The sequence below is a fragment of the uncultured Pedobacter sp. genome (assembly GCF_913776295.1).
GTDB lineage: Bacteria > Bacteroidota > Bacteroidia > Sphingobacteriales > Sphingobacteriaceae > Pedobacter.
This window is the reverse complement of the sequence record NZ_CAJYOJ010000044.1, coordinates 32638-57347: the sequence shown is the minus strand read 5'-3', so window position 1 is coordinate 57347 and position 24710 is coordinate 32638. Positions and strand designations below refer to the sequence as shown.

The window sequence follows — 24710 nt, the reverse complement described above, 5'->3', positions numbered from 1 at the left end:
TGACCAACTATTTTCAGCATCAAGAAAAGAGTAGCGTGTATTCGGCTATTGATTTTTTCATCGTCATTACTTTGTTAAGATGGTGATAAAACCCTTTTGAACCAGTTTTTCCGGTCCATAGGTGATGATGTAATAATAAGTACCTTCTGCCAGTGGACTGCCATTGACGGTACCGTTCCAGGTGTTGTCATAACCTTTTTTCTGGTATACCTTCCTCCCATTACCATCTATGATAATGACTTCATTCTGCGGATACATATCAATGTTCTGTACCATCCAGGTATCGTTAATACCATCGCCATTTGGCGTTAGGATGTTCGTGGCTACCAGCTGATAATCTTCAGCTACCTTAATGATAATGGACTGGATACTGCTGCACCCACTTGCATTAGTAACCCGCACAGTATATGTTGTGGTTTGCGCCGGACGTACCGTTAACGTAGCGGTATTTTGTCCGCCAATGATACCACTTGCTGTAGACCAACTATAAGCTGTGCCTCCGCTGGCCGTTAGTATTGTGGTTCCGCCTTTGCTGAGTTCCGTACCCATATCGCTGACAATATTTACGGTAGGCAGAGCCTGAATGGTTAAGGTACCTTCTTCATAAACAAAATCGTAATTTCCAGATACACCTCCGGCCGGAGTTAATGGGTACGTGCCAGCGATATTCCTGTCAGCTGTGGTACTCACCTTTGGTTTGCTGCCAAGAACATTTTCTGTATCCCCGGATTTGAATCCATTGTAGCTCATCCCTAATACCGGTAAACCATCACCTTGGCACATTTTTTCCGGCTTCGCCCTTACCTTGAGTATTGCCTTGGCAATATCCAGTTTGGCAGCAATGTAATTAACGATATAATTCGCATTCAAACCCAGGCTGCCCTGGCTAATGGTGTAAGTTCCTGCATCCTCCCCGGATGCACGGGTTAAATTACCTGAAAAACGGTCTCCATTTACTAAAGCCGGACTGAAAGTATAATTCAATGCAGGATCAGCATCACCATAGGTTTTGCGCTGTGCACCGGCTGTTACCGTGACCGCTTTCTTCCCGATCGTCAGATCAGCGCCGGTGTAGCTTAAATCGTAATTATTGCTCAAAGTCAATGTGCCCTGGTTGATCGCGTAGGTACCCACATTCTCGCCTGATAATCTGGTCAGACCACCTGTGAAACTGTCGCCGGTTACCAGTGCTGGAGCAAAAGTATAGCTCAATTCAGGATCAGCATCACCATAGGTTTTGCGCTGTGCATTGGCCATTACCGTAATGGATTTCGGATTGATACTGGCTCTCGCAGACGCTGTATCGGTCGTCATGTAATTGAAGGCCCTCATTCCCGTTATGGTTAGTCCCGTCACTTTTATTATCTTCGCAGCGCCTACATTTTGATCCAAAAATGCTGCCTTGCCCACATTCAGCGTAATATATGGTTGATCGCTTGCTAACACATCATTTAAACTCGCTTTTGTAATTATGGCTGAATCACTTCCATCATAGATCTTATTCTCAATATCAATTTTTGCATTGATTGATTTTTTTAGTACATTGAGGCTGACTATTTTATTAATCGGCTTGTAATTATCCAGATCAATCGGTGTAAACTCAACCCTCAGCGTTTGATTGGCTCCGGCATCCAGGATCGCGTTCAGCGCAGGCGTATAGATAAATGTTCCGGCCACATCTGCACTTGCATTCAGTTGCGCTTCGGTTAAGGCCGTACCATAAGTAATATCGACAGGTTTTGCCCAGGAAAGAACAGGGGTTGACTGATTTACATTGATGTGTACAGTCTCGCTGGTCGCCACATAATTAGCAGCATCCTTTGGCACAAAATCGACCTTCAGGCTTTGGTTGGCTCCGGCATTCAGAATCGTATTCAGCGCAGGTGTGTAGGCAAATGTTCCTTCTACATTTGCACTGGCATTCAGTTGCGCTTCGGTTAAGGCCATGCCATAAGTAATATCGACAGGTTTTGCCCAGGTAAGAACAGGCGTTGATTTACTGATACTGAATTTGACTGTAGTTGAATTACCAGCATCGTCAGTGACCACTAGCTCGTAATCATCTGCCGCCTGAACAGTGGAGCCACTTGCAAAATTCTTTCCGTTCAATATCGCTGTACCTTCATCAAAAGTTATATTTAAAGAAACAGGTGCAGTGTAGTCTTTATTCTTTAAAACACCTGTCACCACTGGAGGCGTAACATCGATCAGAATACTTAGCTTTGATGACTCAGGGCTTACATTTCCAGCCAGATCAGTGGCTTTTGCCGTAAGGGTGTGCGTGCCCGCTGCCATTGCAGGAATTGCAATCGAGAATACATTATTATCCGATAAACCATAACCCAGCAAGCTACCGTTTTCATCAACAAGCTTTACGGTTGCTCCTGATTCTGCACTTCCGGTAATAGTTAAGTTTGTTAAGTTTGTAATCCTGTCGTTCGAGGATACTCCACTATCACTTGCTGATGCCAAAGCAATGGATGGAGCATCCGGTGCCTGTGTATCATAAGTTATTGTCAGGCCAGACGCTGCTAAGCTTGAGTTTCCAGACACATCATGGTAAGCACCCGCTGAAACGCCTATAATGGCTTTACCTTCATTGATATTGCCTGTTGGTGTAAAGGTTGCAAACCTTTGCCGACCTGTACCAGAAATGGCACTTAATGTTCCGCCCGAGACCGAAATATCGCTCTGAGTGAAGGCAGCATCCGGATCATCGCTGAATTCAAAAGTAATTGTAGCAACCTCTCCTGATTTAAGTGTAGATTTATCACTGGTGATCTGTATTGTTGGGGAACTTGTATCAATGGTCATTTTTAATTCATTAGAAAGTTGACTAATATTACCTGCAATATCAGTTGCTCTTGCCTTGATGAAATGAATGCCGTCTTTAAGTTTGCTACTCGTTATCAACCATTTCCCATCTCTTCCGGCAATGCCTGAACCTATAACGTCAGATCCTGAATCATAAAGGGTAATGGTTGCAACTGATTCTGCCATTCCGCTGAAAGTAGGACTTGTTACATTTGTTATTTGATCTGTTGAGGATACTCCACTATCGCTTGCCGCCTCTAAAGATATTGACGGGGCCACAGGTGGAGTGGTATCTATCGAGTAAGGAGCAGTTAGAGGAACACCCGTATTACCAGCAGCATCAACTACTCTAGCCATTAAAGAATGGGTTCCGGTTAACAAGATAGCATTTTGGAAGGAAAATGTATTGCCAAACACTGAGACTGCAGTATACCAGCTTGTTCCGCTATCAAAAGAGAGTAAAATGCTTTCACCTTCTCCTAAATTCCCAGATAATTTACCTGAGATATTTTGAGATGCTACATTTGTAATCATATCGGTTGAAGAAAGCCCATAGTCTGCAGATATGGATATGGACGACACTTCAGTAATTGGTGCCTGTGTATCAATGGTGATTTCTACTATAGCAGAAAGCTGACTAACATTACCGGCAATATCAGTTGCACGTGCTTTGACTAAATGGATGCCATCCGTAAGTCTCATACTTGTCACAGACCAGTTTCCGTCTGCTCCTGCGACACCCAAACCTATTACTTCAGTTACTGAATCATAAAGTGTAACACTTGCACCTGGCTCTGCCATTCCACTGAAAACTGGTCTACTAACATTTGTAATGTGATCTGTTGACGATATTCCACTATCGCTAGCCGATGCCAAAGAAATAGATGGCGCATCTGGTGCCTGCGTATCAATGAAAACACTAAATAAATCTGAATCAGGCCCAATATTACCGGCAGCATCAGTCGTAAATGCTTTAACCTTTAGCTCACCATTATTTATCTTACTGCTTGTAAAGATAGACCACTTACCATTTTGTGCTATAGCAGTACCCAATATATCACGTAAGGGCATGTACAGTAAGGTAACTACTGCACCATCTTCGGCCGTTCCCGTAAATGTAAGTTCCTCTTTATTTGTGATTCTATCTGTACCCGACCTTCCGCTATCACTGGAAGACGCCAGAGAAACGGATGGCGCATCCGGTACCTGTGTATCGTAAGTGATCGTTAAGCTTGACGCAGCTAAACTTGCATTTCCCGCAATATCGTAGTAGGCGCCCGCTGCAATACCGATAGTTGCCTGACCTTCATTGATATTAACAGTTGGTGTAAAGGTTGCAAACCATTGCAAGCCAGAGCCAGAAATGGAACTTAATGTTCCGCCCGAGACTGAAATATCGCTCTGAGTGAAAGCAGCACCCGGATCATCACTCAAACTAAAGGTAATCTTTGCAACCTCCCCTGATTTAAGTGTAGATCTATCACTGGTAATTTGTACTGTTGGGGAGCTGGTATCAGCTGTAAAAGTATGAGTATTACTATTTGCACTCACCATATTACCAGTTACCTTTGCAGTAGCATAAACGGTATGCGCACCTTGTGACAATGCCATTGGTGTCGTAAGGGACCAGTTTCTATCTCTGTCTGTTGTTGTGGTACCTTTAGCCATTCCATCTACATAAACTGTTACAATTGCACCCGCCGTTGCAGTACCTGTAAAGGTTGGGTAAGTTGTATTAATGAAACCGCCATTGTTAAAACCATTCACTACCGGCGCGGCAGTAGTGGGTTGAACAAATTGTACCGATACGGAGTTAGAAACGGAGTTGCCAGTGTTATTCGCATCGCTGGCTACATTGGCAGCCAGGCTGACTGAAACGGTTCCTGTTCCATTTGGTGTAACGCTGAAGGTATAGGTACCCGAACCTGAATTAGAAAAACTGGTCGGGTCCACACTTCCACCGCTCACTGTAACATCAGAAGCTGTGAATGTAGAACCCACACTTTGAGAAAAGGTTACAGTAAAGGGAATAGGGAAATTATTCGTTGGGCTGGCAGATGTGGTACTCACCGTAGCTGTCAAGACCGGAGCGGTGACATTGAATGGTGCAGATGTAAATGTATCATAAGTAGTTATGTTGTTTGGCTGAATACTCCCAATGAAGACGTCATTAACGAAGACATTCAAACGTTGATCAAGGCTCGTATAGTTACGTTGTATTGCCTTAAAGCGGATCTGATAGGCGCCGGTAGGCAATGCCAAAGACTGATAAATGCCAGCATTATTATCTCCTCTACTTGCCAAAAAGGCAACGGCATCGCCATCATAGGCTGTAGAACTTAAAGCACTGTTATTCCGTGAGATACCTGCTTCTCCGGTAAAGGTCCAAGGAGGACCAAATACACGCTGTGTAGTCTTGAGGAAGTTACCTGATGTGACATTGTTGTCTTCAAAGCTATTATTCTGTAGTGCATTTGGGATAAGTGTACTGGTACCGTTAGCAAGAACTTCCACCTGGTCTACAAAGGCGGTAACATCACCATTGCCTGAAGCACTGCCAGCGCTCTGTATACACAATGTTGGCGCAGCGGCAAAACTTTTGGTGATGGTATAGGTTTGACCAGAAGTATAAGGCGCATTGCTGACGCTCCTGCTCAGGCCTGTAGCGTTGGCCAGGTCAAGTCTGATGGTACCATCGCCAGTTCCCGTATTAACAACAACCGTATAGGTGTTGCCGGAGCCGGATACGCTGCTTACCGAGGCACCGCTTATCCCGGTAGTGGTCAATGAAAAGTTACTGGCTGTTATTCCTGATACAGGTTTGTCAAACGTCACCTGAAATGGAACTGTTGAGGCATTAGTTGGGCTCAAACTGCTGCGAACTATTGAAGATACTGCAGCCTCATTAATAACAGTTACACTTTTAGTAGCCGTATTACTATCTGCATTACCATCATTTACCGTAAAACTTACCGTTCGGGTTGCTGTATTAGGCGAAGGTACGAGATTATGAAAGGTAGTTGCTCTTAAAGCAGCCTGCCATTGCTCAACGGTTGCAGTACCGCCACGTAATGCTAAAGTTAATACCCCTGTACCAGAACTGTAACTACTATATATGTTACCGAAAAGCATACCACTGGTATTGGTAAAAGTTAAAATATCTTGGTCAGCATGGAAATTTCCACTAATTGTTACTGTGGCATTGTTTAACGTTGTATTATCTGCATCTGTAACTGTTAAGGCATTATCTATTGCCACTGGCGAACCAGAAAAGGTAGTTGAACCACCTGTTGTGGTAACCAAAGGGGCTGCATTCGGCGGGGTAAGGGTGTAAGTTGCTGAAGCCGTATTACCGTTTCCTGCTTCACCCAGTGCTACATTAGCAGGCACTATCACACTAACTGCACCACTACCGGAAGGCTTGACAATAAAAGTAAAAATGGTATTATTAGCACTGCTAAGTTCAATTGCTTTGCCATTGGTTACCATAATATCAGAGATTGTAAACCCATTAACGGCTTCCGAGAAAGTTACGGTAAATGGAAATGGGGATGTACTAACCGAGCTACCTGAAGCACCAGCCGAACTACTGACCGTAGTATTAACTGATGACTCGTAAGCCCCGATATCTATGTTACTTCCTAACAGACGTGGATTGCCGGCCAGATCAATATCTGTACTCAATTTATTCCCTGTTTGTGCATTATAAGCAGGGTTATTGCCCTTCTCTATTGCCGGACTAAAACGTTGCAAGTTTAAATCACCTCTGGATGGGTTGATAAATTTGGGATCAACAGTAAAAACATCTGCAGACTCAATACCTTCAAATTTCGAAGCGTCAAAATCTTTTATAATACCGTTTGTGATTTTTAACTTATAAGTATTTTTTAAAGAGGACATTTTATTAATCTCTTTTTTATCCAAATTATTCGGATTATTTGGCGTAAGATTACCATACAGAATGCTATTGATGATCTGTCCATCTGAATATGTATCATAATAAATTCCTCCGCCGGTTCCATCAGTCGCTAGAGCGGTATTTCCAGTAATGCTAACATTAAGAAGAACCGGTTTGGATGTATCTGATATATATATTCCTCCTCCATTAGCAGCACAATTATTAAAAAAACTACTTATGCTGATTTTAGAAGGAGAACCAAAACCATTATACATACCCCCTCCCTTATTCCTAGCTATATTCTCATAGATATTACACAGACGGATTGTAAGAGGACATGATGCGTTAAATATTCCACCACCGGAATTATCTGAAACAGCAATATCATTGTCTATTATGATATAAGAAATTCCATTTGCATTCCCCCCTTTTATGCTAAAACCATTCAGTTCCGTTGAAGTGTATGATTCACCTGAAACGATTACATGATAGGCATTTTCTTTGTTATTCTGAATCTTTAAGGTTGAACCACTACCTGAAACTATATCATCATTGTTAAAATCTCCACATAAAATGGTGCCATTATTACCTCCTGCCATACCCGGCAATATGCGTTTATCGTTTAAAGTTTTAATTCCATGATCTGGATCAAACCCACCGTATAGCTTTACATCTTTAACCATCAGGAAGGCGCGGTTACGGTGGTCGGCTCCATTTGCCAATCCGGTACTATCTTTAAAATTATTATCTCCAATCTGCGGGCTATACATGGGTTTATAAGTGCCTTTGGCCACCCAAATTTGTTTAATGGCTGTATTGCTTTTCGCAGCTTTAAGCGCATCAGCCAATTGTTTTATTGGGCTATCCCAGCTATTTCCAATGCCATTGGCTTTGTTGATATTCACAAAAAGGATACCATTGGCATCTGGTGTTTGGGCCATAAGGTTTAAACCCACGATTAAGCTCAGCAGAAGGGCAAGTAGTTTTTTTCTCATAATGTTGTTTGGTGCCGCAAAACTAAACTCGCCAAGCGGTATTTTTCCAACCCACCTGGTGTAGTTTTGCCCACCCACCCCGGGTAGGTTTTGCGTTTTTAGGCTTTATAATGCTGTTTTTTGCTTCTTGACTTTGAATTTTGCAGGTATATCCACCACTCTTGATCATTTGTAATGAGCGAGTGATGAATTTGGCATATCTTAATACGATTTGCTTGTTTCCCTTCATCCAAACATCATTTCATCAAGGCCAATGGCATAGCTGGCAGAAAAATTGCCTCGCAAGCAGGAAGTCACAGAATATGATCCTGACAAAGAGCAATATAATCCTGACTTATGGCCATATCATAAGAGGATATGTAGAGGAAAGAAACAGTCACTTAATAATTCGATAATAGCAGGGTTCAGATTCCCCCTAATTTAAGCTTTGCTAATCACGACAATGGCAGCCATCCGACGAAAATGCCAAGCTAAGGAATTGATCGGATGGCTATTCCACTAATCATATTCGGATTTAAACACAGTATTTATCCACCAGCTTTTGTTTCACCCCATTTTTGACGGCCACCCATGAAAGTAAATTAATAAAGGGACCCGTCATTTTTCCTGTCCAGCCAGGCAACCTCATGTCGCTCATTTTTCCACATACCGCCAGGTGCAGGGGATTACGTGGAATATTACTTTTGGAATAAAGGCCATCGCCAGCCAGGCCGCATAAAATCCGAAGGGTATTTTCCAATCCTGTTGAACCGGGTTCTACCCTATTGGTAAAGGTAATGGGCTGCTGATCCGGATTAAAAAAGCGATGGATTTCACCTTTTTTTACCAGGTAAGATTCCCCAGGCTGCAACAAGATCTCCTTTCCGCCCTGGAGTTCTATCCCAAGCCTTCCCTCTACAGCGGTAAAAAGTTCACTGTAAGTGCCATGATAATGTAGGGGATTGCCACCGCGGGGAGCCAATGAAATTTCTAATTCGCTGTATAGCCCCGATGTTTCTACCGAAGTCTTCCGGAAATGAATGGTCTCCTTCAATTCTTTATTATAAACAATGTTTTTCATCTGCCTTGTAATTTCATTAATAGCTTTTCTTATAAAGATACTTAGAGGTCCTAACTTAACTACCTATTAAATCAGCTTTTGAACCATTCATTTCATATTTTTGGTCTGATTTCATTGCTTCCCGAACTTTATGCATAAATAATCTAACCGTATTTTCTGCAATACCATAACGAAATGAGATATGCCATACAGACAAATCTTTTGGGGTTTTACTCATCTCAAAACAAATGAAAAAAGCCTTTCGCAAACCAAATTTAACCCGATGAAAAAGTGTACAGGAACTTGGACTTTCGGTATCGCTACAAATATTACAGGTCCTTGAAAAATCTTTTCTAACCTGATACTTTGTGTGGCCGCATTTGCGACAAGAATAACCATTTCCCCACTTCCAATGGGCAAGATATTCTTCGCAATCCAAATCTGTTTTAAAGCGTTCAGCAAACTCCTGAAGATTTTGACCCTTGAAAATTTTCATAAAAATCCGGTTTTTACAATACACCAAGAGATGGGATTACCTATTGACCTTCAAAGATACTCTGTTACCAACAGACATCATATTTACCAGATTACAAGCACTTCCTTTGTCTACGAGGATCGCTTCGCCGCTTTGAATATTGGCTGTTCCCTCAAATAGCTGGCTCACAACCGATGCAATTTCTTCAACCGGAACAATTGCTTTACCCGGATTAATGTTTGCACCAAAAGCTGCTTTTGCCTCTTCATTATGATCAGTCAGACGGTCGGCCATTGGGGTATCTGTTACCCACGGACAAACAGCGTAAACTTTAATGTTATCTTCTATACATGAAGCAGCTACAGATGCTGTGATGCTGAGTACTGCAGACTTGCTTGCGCCATAAACTACCGCTACAGGTAAAGGTAAAGTAGTACCTACAAAAGATGCCGTATTTACAATTACACCATTTTTCTGTTTTCTCATTTCAGGAAGTATGTGTTTGATGCATAAGATTACACCTTTGATATTTACCGAAAGAACAGTGTCGATAATGTCCTCTGAATTAGTTTCCAGCGGGCCTAGCACACCTTCTGTACCTGCATTGTTAAACAGATAATCTATCTGGCCAAAATGGTCTATTGCAACCTGGGTAAGATGAATAACATCATGTTCTGTAGTTACATCGGCATAAACATAAATCGCTTCGCCTCCATCCTGTCCTATCTGATCAGCTACTTGTTTACCTGCTTCCATATTTCTGCCAGCAACGACCACTTTACAGCCCTTCGCTGCTAGTTCGATGGCTGTTTGTTTACCGATACCGGCTGTACCCCCTGTAATTACTGCTACTTTTTTATTCATGTTTAATTTATTGATATCGTTTATATATTAGTTTCATCTGCAAACCTATCCAGGTAAAAAACGGCTTACCAGGGTACAGCCCTAAGGCCAAATTCAAAATTGCCACCGTTATAAGAAGAGAGCGAAGAAGTACTTGTACCGTAGGTAAAATTCAAGGTATATTTTTGCTTATAGGTATAGCCGATATTAAAATTTAACACATTAGATGTACTGTACAGGGCCGTAAAAGCCAGTTGCTCATTCAATACAGCGGATTGTATGCCAATATCGAAAATGGGATCCAAGCCTCTTATTCCCCTCAGTGCAGCCAGGGGTTCTAACACAACGGCGTTCTTAGTGCCCGGCGCAAACCGGTAAGATGTAGCGAGGTAAAATGTAGACTGGTCTATATTTCTTACCGTATGGTTAGAGAAGAGATACATCATGTTATTTAAGGACAACTGGGCAGTTAAACCGCCACGGGTATAAGCCATACCAAAATCAGCATCAAATGTTGTGGGCCGATTGTTATAAATGGGAATCACTTCATCATTTACATCACCTACAACCATGTTTTGATTAATTGAGCGATTGAGCAAGCCGCCACTTAGTCCGAAATGAAGGTGGTCTCCACGGGCATTTAAAGGCAAATGATAGGCAAAAGTGCCAAAGGCCGAAAATTGTCTGAGCAGTCCGGCTGTCTCACTGGACAGATTTAAGCCCGCCGCCATTTTACCAAGACCTTTATCTGCACTGATCTGCTGTACGGCAGGTGAGCCGGGAAACCTGGTCCAGGATTGACGGAAAGCAGTATTAAGACGAACCCGCTGTTCCAAACCAGCCATAGCCGGATTGGCCAGATAACGATTGGAATAATATTGACTAAATAATGGCTCCAGTTGCGCCGATACTTTATTGCCTAAGAGCATAAAGTACAGGCCGCATATTAAGATGATATGATTTCTTTTTAAATTTAATTTGATCATGGTTATAAATCTATTATCTGTAAAGAATGGTGATAAATCCTCTGCGTTTTGGTATGCCCTGGCCAAGGTCTATAATATAATAGTACGTACCCTCCGGAAGCGGCTTGCCATTGAAACTACCATCCCATGAGTTATCATAGTTTTGTTTTTGGTAAACCAAACGCCCGGTACGGTCGCTAACCTTCACCATATTATTAGGGAAAGACTTGATGAAATCAAGTACCCATACATCATTTTTGCCATTCCCATCTGGGGTAAGCATATTTTGTATCGGCTCTTTCCCTGTGTATATCAAATCAGGAACAATAACCGCCAGGTTTAAAGTGGTTACAGCAACTGTATTATCTGTAAAAGTTACCGAAATCTTATACACCGTTTCTGGACTGATCACTGCTGGTACACCGGAGATTACTCCTGTAGCGATGTTGAAAATTAAACCATTTGGTAATGCTGGTGTAATATCAAATTTTGCAGCAGTACCACCTTTTACAAGAGGTGATAAATCAGACATTGGCATTCCCCTGGTTAATATTACTGACGAAACATAGCTTACCTCATGTGGAACGATGGCATTATGGATCACCAGCGTTGCTGTTTTAACGATGTCCGTATAATTTGGCTGCGAAATGGTAGCCGTTACCGTGTACGTTCCCGCATTGATCTGACCGTTGCCCAAGTAAGTCACTGTAGCACCTGCAGGAAGGTTGGTCACAAAAATGCTCTTCGCTGTTCCGTCGTAAGTAAAGCTACCGTCTGCAAAAGTAATGGCATTGGTGCCGCTGCCAGGATCGGTTGATACGTTTTTGTTGATGGTCAAAGTAGCGGTTTTCACCACATCGGCATAGTTGGCCTGTGTGATCGTGGCCGTTACCGTGTACACACCCGCATTGGTCTGGCCGTTGCCTGCATAAGTTGCCAAAGCACCTGTTGGAAGATTGGTTGCAAAGATGCTCTTCGCTGTTCCGTCATAGGTAAACGCTGCATCTGCAAAAGTGATGGTACTGATGCCGCTGCCCGGATCGGTCGAAACCGACTTGTTAATGGTCAGTGTAGCCGTTTTCACTACATCCGCATAGTTCGCCTGTGTAATCGTGGCTGTCACCGTGTAAACACCCGCGTTGGTCTGACCGTTGCCTGTATAAGTTGCTGTAGCACCTGCCGGAAGGTTGGCAGCAAAGATACTTTTAGCTGTTCCGTCATAGGTAAACGCTGCATCTGCAAAAGTGATGGTACTGATGCCACTGCCTGGATCGGCCGATGCACTTTTGTTGATGGTCAAAGTAGCGGTTTTCACCACATCGGCGTAGTTCGCCTGTGTGATCGTGGCCGTTACCGTGTACACACCCGCATTGGTCTGGCCATTGCCCGTATAAGTCACCGTAGCACCTGCAGGAAGATTGGCCGCAAAGATGCTCTTCGCCGTTCCGTCATAGGTAAACGCTGCATCTGCAAAAGTGATGGTACTGATGCCACTGCCCGGATCGGTTGATGCCGACTTGTTAATGGTCAATGTAGCCGTTTTCACCACATCGGCATAGTTCGCCTGTGTGATCGTAGCTGTTACCGTGTATACACCCACATTGGTTTGGCCATTGCCTGTATAAGTTGCTGTAGCACCTGCCGGAAGGTCTTTCGCAAAAATACTCTTCGCTGTTCCGTCATAGGTAAACGCTGCATCTGCAAAAGTGATGGTACTGATGCCGCTGCCCGGATCGGTAGAACCCGATTTGGTAATGGTCAGCTTGGCTGTATTATATTTAATGCTATAGTTAGTACTGGTTAATCCAGATAGCACAATCTGGTACTCACCTACATTTATTGCACCATTGGCTGCACCACCATAAGTTAACGTTCCTGCAAGTACACTTTCGTTCTCATTATTTACAAAACCACTGTAACTGATGGCATTGCCACCGTTATATGGAATTCCGTCGTAAACCTTGGTGCTATTCATGGGTGAAATAGTTAAATCGGCTGGCTTAATCTCTGCCGTGCTGATGCTCAGCGAATCGGTATTAGCCAGTATGTAATTCCCGGCCTGTGCACCAGAGAGCTGTAAACTGCTCAACGGCAGTTTTATGGTTTTGTTTTTGCCTGCATTTTTATTATTGTAAAAGACAGTATTGGCACTTAGGCTGAGCTTAACGTCGTCCGTATTGACCACATCATTCTGGCCGAGACTTAGGCTCGTAGCATCAATGGTGTTTTGCCTGTTGCCATCATAAGTTTTGCTGATAATAGTATTTGTATTTATGCCTGCAGTAATGGATTTTGGTACTATATTAAGTTCAAAAGTAACTGGTGTTGCAGCAGGGATGCTACCATTTCCTGACTGATTAGCCGTAATCTTAACCTTACCCACTTTTTTAATGGAAACTTTCCATTTGTTGCCATCTGCAGCATCCTGGTAAGCTTCGGCAATAGTATTGTCTTCCGATGCGTAACTTACTGCTAAGCCGGAACTAGCGGTAGCACCAGGCTCAAAAGGTGCATCGCCATAAGTTTTGCTGATGTTGCCTGCAGTAATAACCTGATCAGGTACCGATGATTCATAAGCCCCCATATCAATGTTTGCACCAATCAGACGTGGGTTTCCAGCCAGATCCAGGTCGGTAGTGAGTTTACCACCAGCCCTGGTATAAGCCTCATTGCTGCCTTTACCAATGGCAGGACTTACTTTCTTGAGTGCTAAATTGCCAGTTGAAGGATCGCTAAACATAGGATCTTCATTCATGACAGCGGTAGCGGCCAGGTTCAAAGTATTGGAAATATCGTAATCTTTCACAATGCTGTTCAGCACGTTCACCTTGATGTTTCCATTGTCACTATCTATCTCCTGTCTATTAGGGTTGTTTACATTATTAGGCGTAGTATTACCATACACGATACTGTTATTGATTTGTCCGTCTGAAGTGCTATCATAATAAATTGCCGCACCTCTACCCTTGCTTTTGCCTGCCTCATTTCCATTCATACTGATTTGAAGAAGCGTGAGATGAGTATTAACGGCATTAAATATTGCTCCGCCGGTACAGCCTGCCAAATTTCGATAAAAACTACTCTGGCTAATATTTGGAGAAGAATTAGAATTCCGTAATGCACCACCGATGCTATCTACGGTATTATTATAAAATTTACATAAGCTGATGGAAGGAGCCGAAAAAAACATATTGTACATGGCCCCGCCACTATAAGCTTCGTTGTGGTGAAAACTGGTCTGGTTAATTAAAGGACGAGCATTATTGTTGAATATTCCAGCTCCATCTTTCGCTTTGTTATGGTAAAAGGCACTTTGCTTAATACTAAACTTTGGACTGGAATTGGACAATCCTCCACCCATATGAAGATTAACCGTTACGTTACCTACTTGATATGCTCGTTTGGGATCGCCGGTGGCATTTCCCCCTTTGATGCTGAATCCGTTCAGTTCTGCGGTATTCAGATTTCCGGTGGCGATCAGCACGTGGTAAGCATTTTCGCCATTATTAGTTATTCTGGGGCTTTGATTATTGCTGCCCGCCACCACATCATCATTATTGAAGTCTCCTGATAAGATGGTTCCTTTTTCCGTACCGTCATCAGCAGGCAATATGCGTTCGTCGCTCATTAACCTGATTCCCTGGTCAGGATCAAAACCGCCATACATTTTTACATCTTTTACCATCAGGAAGGCACGGTCGCGGGGATCTGCCAACGCAGTACTATCTTTAAAGTTTTGTCCGTCTTCAGGAGTATATAATGGTTTATAAGTTCCCTTTGCTACATAAATGGCCTTTACCTGTGGATTCGTACTGACCTTGTTATTGGTGCTGGCAAATTTTAATGCATCGGCCAGTTGTTTCATCGGGCTATCCCAGCTACTGCCATCACCATCAGTTTTATTGATGTTCACATACAGAATGCCGTTGGCATCTGGTGATGCTTCCTTGCGGATTGTCAAATTGGCCGTTTTAACGATATCCTCATAATTTGGCTGTACAACAGTCGCCGTTACCGTATAGGTTCCCGCGTTTGTTTTGCCGTTGCCATTATAACTCACCGTAGCACCGGCTGGAAGGTTGGCTATAGTAAGATCTTTTGCCGTGCCGTCGTAAACAAAGCTGGCATCCGAAAAGGTGATGGTATTGATGCCGCTGCCCGATGTCGTGTTTGGTGCCTTGCTAATCGTCAGCGTAGCTGTTTTTACAATATCCGCATAGTTAGCCTGTACAACAGTCGCCGTTACCACATAGGTTCCAGCGTTCGTTTTGCCGTTGCCATTATAACTCGCCGTAGCACCGGTTGGCAGGTTGGCTACAGAAAGATCTTTTGCCGTACCGTCGTAGACAAAGCTGGCATCCGAAAAGGTGATGGTATTGATACCGCTGCCCGATGTCGTGTTTGGTGCCTTAGTAATGGTGAGCTTGGCTGTATTATATTTAATGCTGTAATTAGGATTGGTTAATCCAGACAATTCAATCTGGTACTCACCTACATTTACTGCACCATTGGCTGCACCACCATAATTTAACGCTCCTGTAAGTACACTTTCGTTCTCATTATTTACAAAACCGCTGTAACTGATGGAATTTCCGCCGGTATATGGAGTTCCGTCGTAAATCTTCGTGCTATCTTTCGCGGTGATGGTTAAATCGGCTGGCTTAATCTCTGCCGTGCTGACGCTCAGCGAATCGGTATTGGCCAGTATGTAATTCCCTGCCTGTGCGCCTGAGAGTTGTATAGCACTTATTGGCAGTTTTATGATTTTGTTTTTACCTGCATTTTTATTATCATAATAGACAGTGTTGGCACTTAGGCTGAGCTTAACGTCATCCGCATTAAGTACGTCATTCTGGCCGAAACTTAAGTTGGTAGCATCAATGGTGTTTTGCCTGTTTCCATCATAAGTTTTGCTGATAACGGAATTGGCATTTATGCTGGCGTTAATGTTTTTTGGTGCAATAGTAAGCTCGAAGGTTACCGGTGTGGCAGCAGGTATACTGCCGTTCCCACCCTGGCTGGCCTTAATGCTTACCTTGCCCGCTTTGTTAATCTTAATTTTCCATTTGTTGCCATCATTGGCATCCTGAAAGGCTTCGCCAATAGTATTGTCTGCCGATGCATAACTGACCGTTAAGCCAGAACTGGCGGTAGCACCAGGCTCAAATGGTGCATCGCCATAAGTTTTGCTGATGTTATTGGCGGTAATAGCCTGATCTGGGACCAATGATTCATAAGCACCCATATCTATATTGGCACCCGTTAAACGTGGATTACCGGCCAGGTCTTTGTCAGTATTAAGTTTATTTCCTGTGGTCAGGTTATAAGCTTCATTGCTGCCCCTGCCAATGGCAGGGCTGCCTGATTTTAAGGTGAAATCATTTTTGCTTGGATCATTAAATAAAGGATCAGTATTTATAACATCACTGGCCAGCACATTAAGCGTTTTGGAAGCATCATAATCTGTTAATATACTATTCTTGATACTAACCGGGGCGCTACCCGTGTTTTCACTGTAAACCTCCTGCCTGTTGAGATTGTTGCTATTATCAGGAGTGGTGTTGTTATAGAGGATACTGTTGATCAGGCTACCGGCTGACGTAGCATCGAAATAAATACCGCCTCCTTTGCCATCATTTGTAACAGCCGTATTGCCTGTGATACTAACATTAAGAAGTGTAGGGTTGGAGGAGTACGAATTAAAGATTCCACTACCTTGCGAGGCAATATTTTTATAAAAACTACTTTGGGTAACAATTGGTGAAGAGTTATTGTTATAAATCCCGCCACCACTAATAGCGCTATTGTTATAAAAGTTGCTCCGGCTAATGTTGGGAGGATTAGTAGAAGAAGCAAGCCAATTATTTATTCCGCCACCATATTTAGCCGTATTCGAATAAAAATTGCTTTCACTAACGGTTAAAGATGAATAATTAATGTTACATATACCCCCTCCACGGGCAGTTGCGTTATTGTTAAAAAAGTTGCTTTTGTTGATAGTTGGAAAAGAACGATCGAAATTATAGATCCCGCCGCCTTGACTAAAGGCATTATTGTTATAAAAGCTCACCTGAATGATCAAAGGAGATGATCTCAGATCATACAATCCTGCCCCGTTATTAGATGGGATACTAAAGTTATTTACTTTGATACCATCCTCAATACCAGATTGATTACCATTAGCATTACCTCCTCTTACTCCAAAACCATTTATTTCTGCTGAACCAACATCTCCGGCTGAAATCAGTACATGATAAGCGTTTTCTCCATTGTTTTTAAAATTCAATTTATCATTCACCATTTTAACTATATCATCATCATTAAAATCTCCTGATAAAACAGTACCCACATCTGATCCATCCTTACCTGGCAATATGCGTTGGTCACCTATTGCTTTGATATTATTATCCGGATCGAAACCGCCAAAAAGTTTTACATCTTTTACCATCAGGAAGGCACGGTCGCGCTGATTCTTATTGGCTACTACCAAAGCGGTACTGTCTTTGAAGTTTTGTCTGTCCTCAGGCGTGTATAATGGTTTATAAGTTCCCTTTGCTACGTAAATGGCTGTTACCGGCTTGTTCGTACTTACCTTGTTGTTGGCATTGGCAAATTTCAAGGCATCGGCCAGTTGTTTCATCGGACTATCCCAGCTACTACCATCTCCATCAGTTTTATTGATGTTCACATACAGGATACCGTTGGCATCTGGTGATGCTGCCTTGCGGATTGTCAAAGTGGCCGTTTTAACGATATCCTCATAATTTGGCTGTACAACAGTCGCCGTTACCGCATAGGTTCCAGCGTTCGTTTTGCCGTTGCCCACATAACTCACCGTAGCACCGGTTGGAAGGTTGGCTACAGAAAGATATTTTGCCGTACCATCGTAGACAAAGCCGGCATCTGCAAAAGTGATGGTATTGATGCCGCTGCCCGATGTAGTGTTTGGTGCCTTGCTAATGGTCAGCTTGGCTGTTTTAACAATGTCCTCATAGTCTGATTGTACAACAGTCGCCGTTACCGTATAAATTCCAGCGTTGATCTGGCCGTTGCCCACATAACTCGCCGTAGCACCGGTTGGAAGGTTGGCTACAGAAAGATCTTTTGCCGTACCGTCGTAGACAAAGCTGGCATCTGCAAAAGTGATGGTATTGATGCCGCTGCCCGATGCCGTGTTTGGTGCCTTGCTGATGGTCAGCTTGGCTGTTTTAACAATGTCCTCATAGTTTGGCTGTACAACAGTCGCCGTTATCGCATAGGTTCCCGCGTTTGTTTTGCCGTTGCCACTATAACTCACTGCGGCACCGGTTGGAAGGTTGGCTACAGAAAGATTTTTTGCCGTACCGTCGTAGACAAAGCTGGCATCCGAAAAGGTGATGGTATTGATGCCGCTGCCCGATGTCGTGTTTGGTGCCTTGCTAATGGTCAGCTTGGCTGTTTTAACAATGTCCTCATAGTTTGGCTGTACAACAGTCGCCGTTACCGTATAGGTTCCCGCGTTTGTTTTGCCGTTGCCATTATAACTCGCCGTAGCACCGGTTGGAAGTTTGGCTACAGAAAGATCTTTTGCCGTGCCGTCGTAGACAAAGCTGGCATCTGAAAAAGTGATGGTATTGATGCCGCTACCCGATGCCGTGTTTGGTGCCTTGCTAATGGTCAGCTTGGCTGTTTTAACAATATCATCATAGTTTGGCTGTACAACAGTCGCCGTTACCGTATAGGTTCCCGCGTTTGTTTTGCCGTTGCCATTATAACTCACCGTAGCACCGGTTGGAAGGTTGGCTACAGAAAGATCTTTTGCCGTGCCATCGTAAACAAAGCTGGCATCCGAAAAAGTGATGGTATTGATGCCGCTGCCCGATGGCGTGTTTGGTGCCTTGCTAATGGTCAGCTTGGCTGTTTTAACAATGTCCTCATAGTTTGGCTGCGAAACGGTGACTGAAACATCATATTTGCCCACGTTCGTTTTGCCGTTGCCATTATAACTCGCCGTAGCACCGGTTGGAAGGTTGGCTACAGAAAGATCTTTTGCCATGCCGTCGTAGACAAAGCTGGCATCCGAAAAAGTGATCTGGTCTGCACCGCTGCCAGAAGCCGTGGAAGGTGCTTTTGCAATATTAAGTTCAAAAGTTACAGGTGTAGCCGCATAGAAATTACTATTTCCTGCCTGGCTAGCCGTTATATTCACTTTCCCCGCTTTTTTGATCTTAATTTTCCATTTGTTGCCATCATTGGCATCCTGGTAGGCTTCAGCAATGCTATTATTTGCCGATGCATAACTGACCGCTAAGCCAGAACTAGCTGTAGCGCCAGGTTCAAATGGACTATCGCCATAAGTTTTATTGATGTTGCTGGCTGTGATGGACTGACTGATGAACTGTGCTTCGAAAGCCCCCATATCAATAGCGCTGCCCGCTAAACGCTGATTGCCGGCCAGGTCTTTATCAGTACTTAATTGACCGCCAGCATTCGTATAGGCATCATTGTTACCTTTGTCAATAGCAGGACTTTTCGATTGAAGAGTTAAATCACCTTTAGAGGGATCATTAAATAAGGGGTCATTCGTGATGACCTGATCCGGTGCTATATTTTTAGCTTTATATGGATTGAAACCTCTAACAATACTGCTTTTTATAGTAAGCTGACCTCCATTTTCACATATAACTTGCGTATTTGTTGAATTTAGATCATTATATATTATACTATTCACAATACTGCCGTTGGAATTATAATCTAAATAAAGCCCTAACGCGGGTCCATTGTTGCTAGTGTTTACATTACCGCTCATGCTGATGTTGATAAACCAAGCTGTAGATGATTGAGTGTTATGCACAACGTAGCCACCAATATTTCCGTAAAAAATACTTTGACTAATTGTTGCAGAAGATTGGCTATCATTGGTCAATCCGCCACTTCCTGTTTCCTTGGAAGCAAAGTTTTTATAAAAATTACAGAGACTGATATTTGAAGTGGATTTATAATTATACATTCCACCGCCATCAGAAGCAGTATTATTATTAAAGCTACAACGACTGATCTGTGTAGAAGAATTTGAATCATTATATATCCCCCCACCAGTTGAACCACCATAATTATTACTGAAGATACAATCGGTTATCGTCTGATTTCCTCCATTATTATAAATGCCCCCACCGTTTCCGTACAAGGTAGCGCTGTTCTGATAGAAGCTACTATGTTTGATGACGGGAGAAGAGTTAATTTCATTAAATATACCTCCGCCAAATAGGAAACATTTATTGTCATAAAATTTACATCGATTAATGACAGGTGAAGATGAGTAATTATATATACCTCCCCCGTGACGAGCCCAAATGTTACGTGACTTAACGGTAATGTAATAACCATTTATAGCGGCATTTCCATCTTTAACGCTAAATCCATCTAATTCAGCAGAACTTACATCAACAGAAACAAGTACATGATAAGCGTTTTCTCCATTATTACTAAAAGTTAAGTCTTTTCCACTACCACTTACTACATCATCATTATTAAAATCCCCAGATAAAATAGTACCCGAATCTGAGCCATCTGCACTTGGAAATATACGGTTGTCTGTTAGTGTCTTTATGCCATTAGCGGGATCGAAACCACCATACAAATTGACCTTATTTACCATCAGAAAGGTTTTATTGCGTGGATCTTTAGTCGTGTTAGTACTATTATCTGGAAAATACAGCGGTGTATAAGTACCCTTTGCTACATATATAGCTTTCACCGTCCCCTCATTTTCATTGGCAAATTTCAAGGCATCGGCCAGTTGTTTTATCGGGCTATCCCAGCTACTGCCGTCACCATTGGTTTTGTTGATATCCACGTACAAGATGCCATTGGCATCAGGCGTTTGAGCCATTGCGCTAAGACTGATCATCAAGCCAATAAGCAAGGCCCATAATTTTTTTCTCAATAAAAAGTTGCTGCTCCACTGAGAGACAGTGGTGCCAGTTGAAACAGGGAGGGTAAACATTATTCTTTTTGTTTGGTACTGCAAAACTAGCTGGCCTTAGCTTGCGTTTTCCCACCCTGATGGTATAGTTTTACCTACCCACCCCGGGTAGTTCTACTTAAAAAAAGCGCTAAATTGAGATTTAGGCCTATCCAGTGGGGGGGTAGCTTAACGGCACGTGTACCACAGGCGCCATTTTACCGCTCAAAATGATTTTTTTTTTGCGAGCCTTGATTGACCATCCTCATCCGCTAAAATCAGGGTTGATTTTGCATCATGTCCGTATTTAAACTGTTCAGTTATGGAGTAGAAAATCTATTCCATCTTATTCGGAAGCCAGGCCTAAAACTCGCCAAAGGTATGATCTCTTTTACCGATTGATTGATGGTGCTACCATGCCGGTTTTAGCAAAACGGCTTTCAACTGAACCTGTATCACAAACTGGTGTTCCTTTGCCACGACATTGGTTAGGCCCATAGCTTTTCGCTAGAGGCAAAGCCATACCATGCGTTGTAAAATATCTTTTGACATTTATCATATCAATTGACAGGTCTGAGCCTCGAATGACCATTCAAACAAGCTATTACGCACGATAGTACTGATGAGTATATACTTTCAAAGCGTCAAAAAAAGTGTCTGGTTTTAAGCTTTGTAATTTTTTTGATAAGTTTGTCAAAATTAGTTTATCCTTGTATCGTCTCCTCTTTTTGCTGCTTTTCCTTTCTTTAGCTGAGAAGGGAAAAGCTGAACTGCCTTGTCGTATTGAATATGCCAGATTACCTCAAATGGTATGGCCCTTAGCACTGAATACGCTACATTTTAAGCCTTATGCAACTGAAGCTCAGGCCCACCGTGATGGTTATTATCTTTTCAGGATCCGTCCAAATATCAAAACCAACGGGCATCAAAAACTGATCTTATATTTCCCGACAGAACACCTGTCGAGTATCCAATTATGTAAGTTGGATCAAAACAGCCTCTATCCAATTGATAGTGCGGGAAACGACTACCATAGCGACATCACCCCCTGGGGATATCCGCGTTTCAGGGTAAATGGCGGGGCAGATGCCTATTACCTGGTTACCTCTTTTAAAAAGGCCGCCTATTTTCCTGTTGAATTAATGGAGGAATATCAATTCAGACGGTTTGAAGTAAAAGGAAATTTCAGTTTAGGCATGTTTTACGGACTTGCTACCGTTATATTTATCGTAAATGCCCTGTTTTTTATCTTTTTTCGCGAGCGGGTATTTGCTTATTACGGACTCTTTCAGGCTTGTATTGTCACCTCTATTGCCTGTTCTGATGGCCTGTTAACGTTTTTCAGCAATGACCCCTATCTCTTAAACTATGCTGATATTCCACTCCACATTGGTGCTTTTGTTGCCGGGTTTTTCTTTTCTCAACATTTTATAAAGGCTCCTGAAATTTTCAGAAAGATGCGGTTGGTCGTCATCCTGGCTGTAATTTGTAGTGGTTTGGCCTGGTTACTATACGTCAAAAACGGCAATATGTTATTTTATATCATGGCCGAATGTATTGCCCTGGCTATGCTAACCAGTTATTGGCTTATTGCCTTAATTAAGTTTAAACATAATGAGAATGCCAAAACTTATGTATTTGCGTATTCCATCTATTTATTTTTCGCCATAGAATATTATGTTTTCAGACAAGTCGGTCTACCGAGCATCCAAATTTTTTCAGGTCAGCTAAAGGTCAGTTGTGTAACTGAAATGATCGTATTTCTTTATAGTATGATCCAGCGTGCCAGCCTGGTACTCAATGAAAACCGCTATTTCAGGCAAAAAATACAGGAACATCTGGCGGAAAAGGCAGATCCAAAAGAACTTGATTTGCAAAGCCTTCGGGATACATACGATCTTACAGACCGGGAATTAGAAATATTACATTTTCTTGCGCAAGGGATGTCTAATCCGGAGATCGCGGAGCAGATTTTTATTTCGGTAAATACGGTGAAATACCATATGAGAAATATCTTCATGAAAATGGAGATCAATAGCAGAAATGAAGCGGTAACAAAACTTAAATCATTATCAGCGCATAAAAACAACTAGCACAATACGGTAAAATAAATGCGGGGTGTATTTTGAATCCACTATTATTACTTTAAAAGTATAGGTAAAGATCTCGTGCCAGATGCAACACATTTGTAAATCCGGCGTCTTACTTTTAAATATAATATTGATGAATAAAACCGGAATTACTGCACTTCTATTGCTTATCTCCACTAATATTTATGCCCAGAAGGCCTCCCGTGCCAGCTTAGATAGCGTGTTTACCGTAATGTATAATCAAAACCAGTTTAACGGTTCTGTACTGGTAGCCGAAAAAGGCAAAGTATTGCTGGAAAAAGGTTATGGTTTCCGTGATACTTTATCCAGGTATCCCACCAATAAAAATACGATATACGAGCTGGGCTCCTGCTCTAAGCAGTTTACGGCGGCAGCCATTGTATTGCTGCACCGGCAAGGTTTGCTGCAATATGATGATGCGATAGACAAATACATCCCTGAACTTCAACGATGGCACGATGTGACCATATATCATCTGCTCAGGCACACCAGCGGACTGCCTGAATATATCGGGGATATGGCCAGAGGATGGGACCACAGAAAAATCGCCACCAACAAAGATCTGATCGGATTTTATGCCGCCCGGAAGGATACGTTGAGTTTTAAACCGGGCAGCCTACACAGATACAACAATACAAACTATGCGCTTCTGGCCAGTATCATTGAGCGGATTTCGGGCAAAACTTACGCAGTTTACCTTAAGGATAACATCTTTAGCCCGCTAAAAATGAAGTCGACATTTGTTTATAACCGAAGACTAAATCCTGAAAGGATACAAAATTATGCTACCGGCTATGTCTGGAAGCGCCAATCGTTTGATAAAATCACTTCTGAAAACCCTAACTATGGCGATAGTGTGGTTTACTACCTGGACGGCATAGTAGGAAGTGCAAAGGTCAATTCCACCATCTCCGACCTGTATAAATGGGAAAAGGCATTAAAATCTAATACATTCTTCACGCCTGGAGAATTTGAACTGATGACAGAAGTGACCAAAACCTCAAAAGGAAAAAATATTCCCTACGGTTTCGGGCTTGAACTTTCCGGAGGGAAAAAGAATCTTTCATATGGCCATACCGGCAGTTGGGATGGTTATGCATCTTTTATTTACCATCATGTAAATAAAGACAGGACGATTATTACCCTGCAGAATTTCAAAATGGGCGCTTACCCCTTCGAGACGATTAACCAGATTTTGGACCATCGCAAAATTGAGATAGAATACCCTAAAAAAATCACATTGCCTGATGCTCAGATTGCAAAGTACGCAGGTACTTATATCAATAAAGATGATGGCGAAGCACAGCTCATTAGCTATCTGGAAGGCCATCTGGTTCATAACACCAATAAGATTAAATGGGACATGCGTTTTTTCCCCATCGCTGAAAATCAATTTCAGGGCATCAGACAGGGCGGTGCAGATGGCGTACTTAGATTTACCGAATTGCCCAACCAGGAGGTAAAACTCGAAATGCTGGAGTATGGCAAAGTGATAGGAACCGCTTTCAGGAAAAACGAGAATTGAACTGATGACGTGTTAATCTTACATCATTTAATTTATTATCAATATCATCATGTAACCTAAATCCATCAAGCCACATCTAACAGAGAAATATTATCGCATGCA

The 24710-nt window shown here is 42.6% G+C and carries 7 protein-coding genes and 1 pseudogene; 2 read left to right on the top strand and 6 right to left on the bottom strand.

The window, feature by feature from the left end; translation table 11 throughout:
• Positions 1-66: 66 nt before the first annotated feature.
• From QZ738_RS08875 to QZ738_RS08850, 6 genes and pseudogenes are all read right to left on the bottom strand, one after another.
• Positions 67-7707 carry an Ig-like domain-containing protein gene (locus QZ738_RS08875; protein WP_293786701.1) on the bottom strand — a complete coding sequence of 2547 codons (7641 nt, stop codon included), beginning with the start codon at positions 7705-7707 and terminating at the stop codon, positions 67-69.
• 514 nt (positions 7708-8221) lie between these two features.
• Complete coding sequence (locus QZ738_RS08870) at positions 8222-8767, bottom strand: cupin domain-containing protein (RefSeq protein ID WP_293786699.1); 546 nt, start codon at positions 8765-8767, stop codon at positions 8222-8224.
• A gap of 106 nt (positions 8768-8873) precedes the next feature.
• Positions 8874-9242: pseudogene (locus QZ738_RS08865) on the bottom strand (transposase); the annotation flags it as partial.
• 36 nt (positions 9243-9278) lie between these two features.
• Positions 9279-10085, bottom strand: coding sequence for an SDR family NAD(P)-dependent oxidoreductase (locus tag QZ738_RS08860; RefSeq protein WP_293786697.1), 807 nt, complete (start codon positions 10083-10085; stop codon positions 9279-9281).
• Between the two features lie 65 nt (positions 10086-10150).
• Positions 10151-11050 carry a PorP/SprF family type IX secretion system membrane protein gene (locus QZ738_RS08855; RefSeq protein WP_293786695.1) on the bottom strand — a complete coding sequence of 300 codons (900 nt, stop codon included), beginning with the start codon at positions 11048-11050 and terminating at the stop codon, positions 10151-10153.
• Positions 11051-11063: 13 nt separating this feature from the next.
• Complete coding sequence (locus QZ738_RS08850; protein WP_293786693.1) at positions 11064-21014, bottom strand: MBG domain-containing protein; 9951 nt, start codon at positions 21012-21014, stop codon at positions 11064-11066.
• Between the two features lie 668 nt (positions 21015-21682).
• Between QZ738_RS08850 and QZ738_RS08845 the strand changes: the two genes are divergently transcribed.
• Both QZ738_RS08845 and QZ738_RS08840 read left to right on the top strand, forming a co-directional pair.
• Complete coding sequence (locus QZ738_RS08845; protein WP_293786691.1) at positions 21683-23065, top strand: LuxR C-terminal-related transcriptional regulator; 1383 nt, start codon at positions 21683-21685, stop codon at positions 23063-23065.
• A 130-nt stretch (positions 23066-23195) separates the two neighbouring features.
• On the top strand, positions 23196-24608 hold the full coding sequence (locus QZ738_RS08840) for a serine hydrolase (protein ID WP_293786689.1): 1413 nt from the start codon (positions 23196-23198) through the stop codon (positions 24606-24608).
• Positions 24609-24710: the final 102 nt, after the last annotated feature.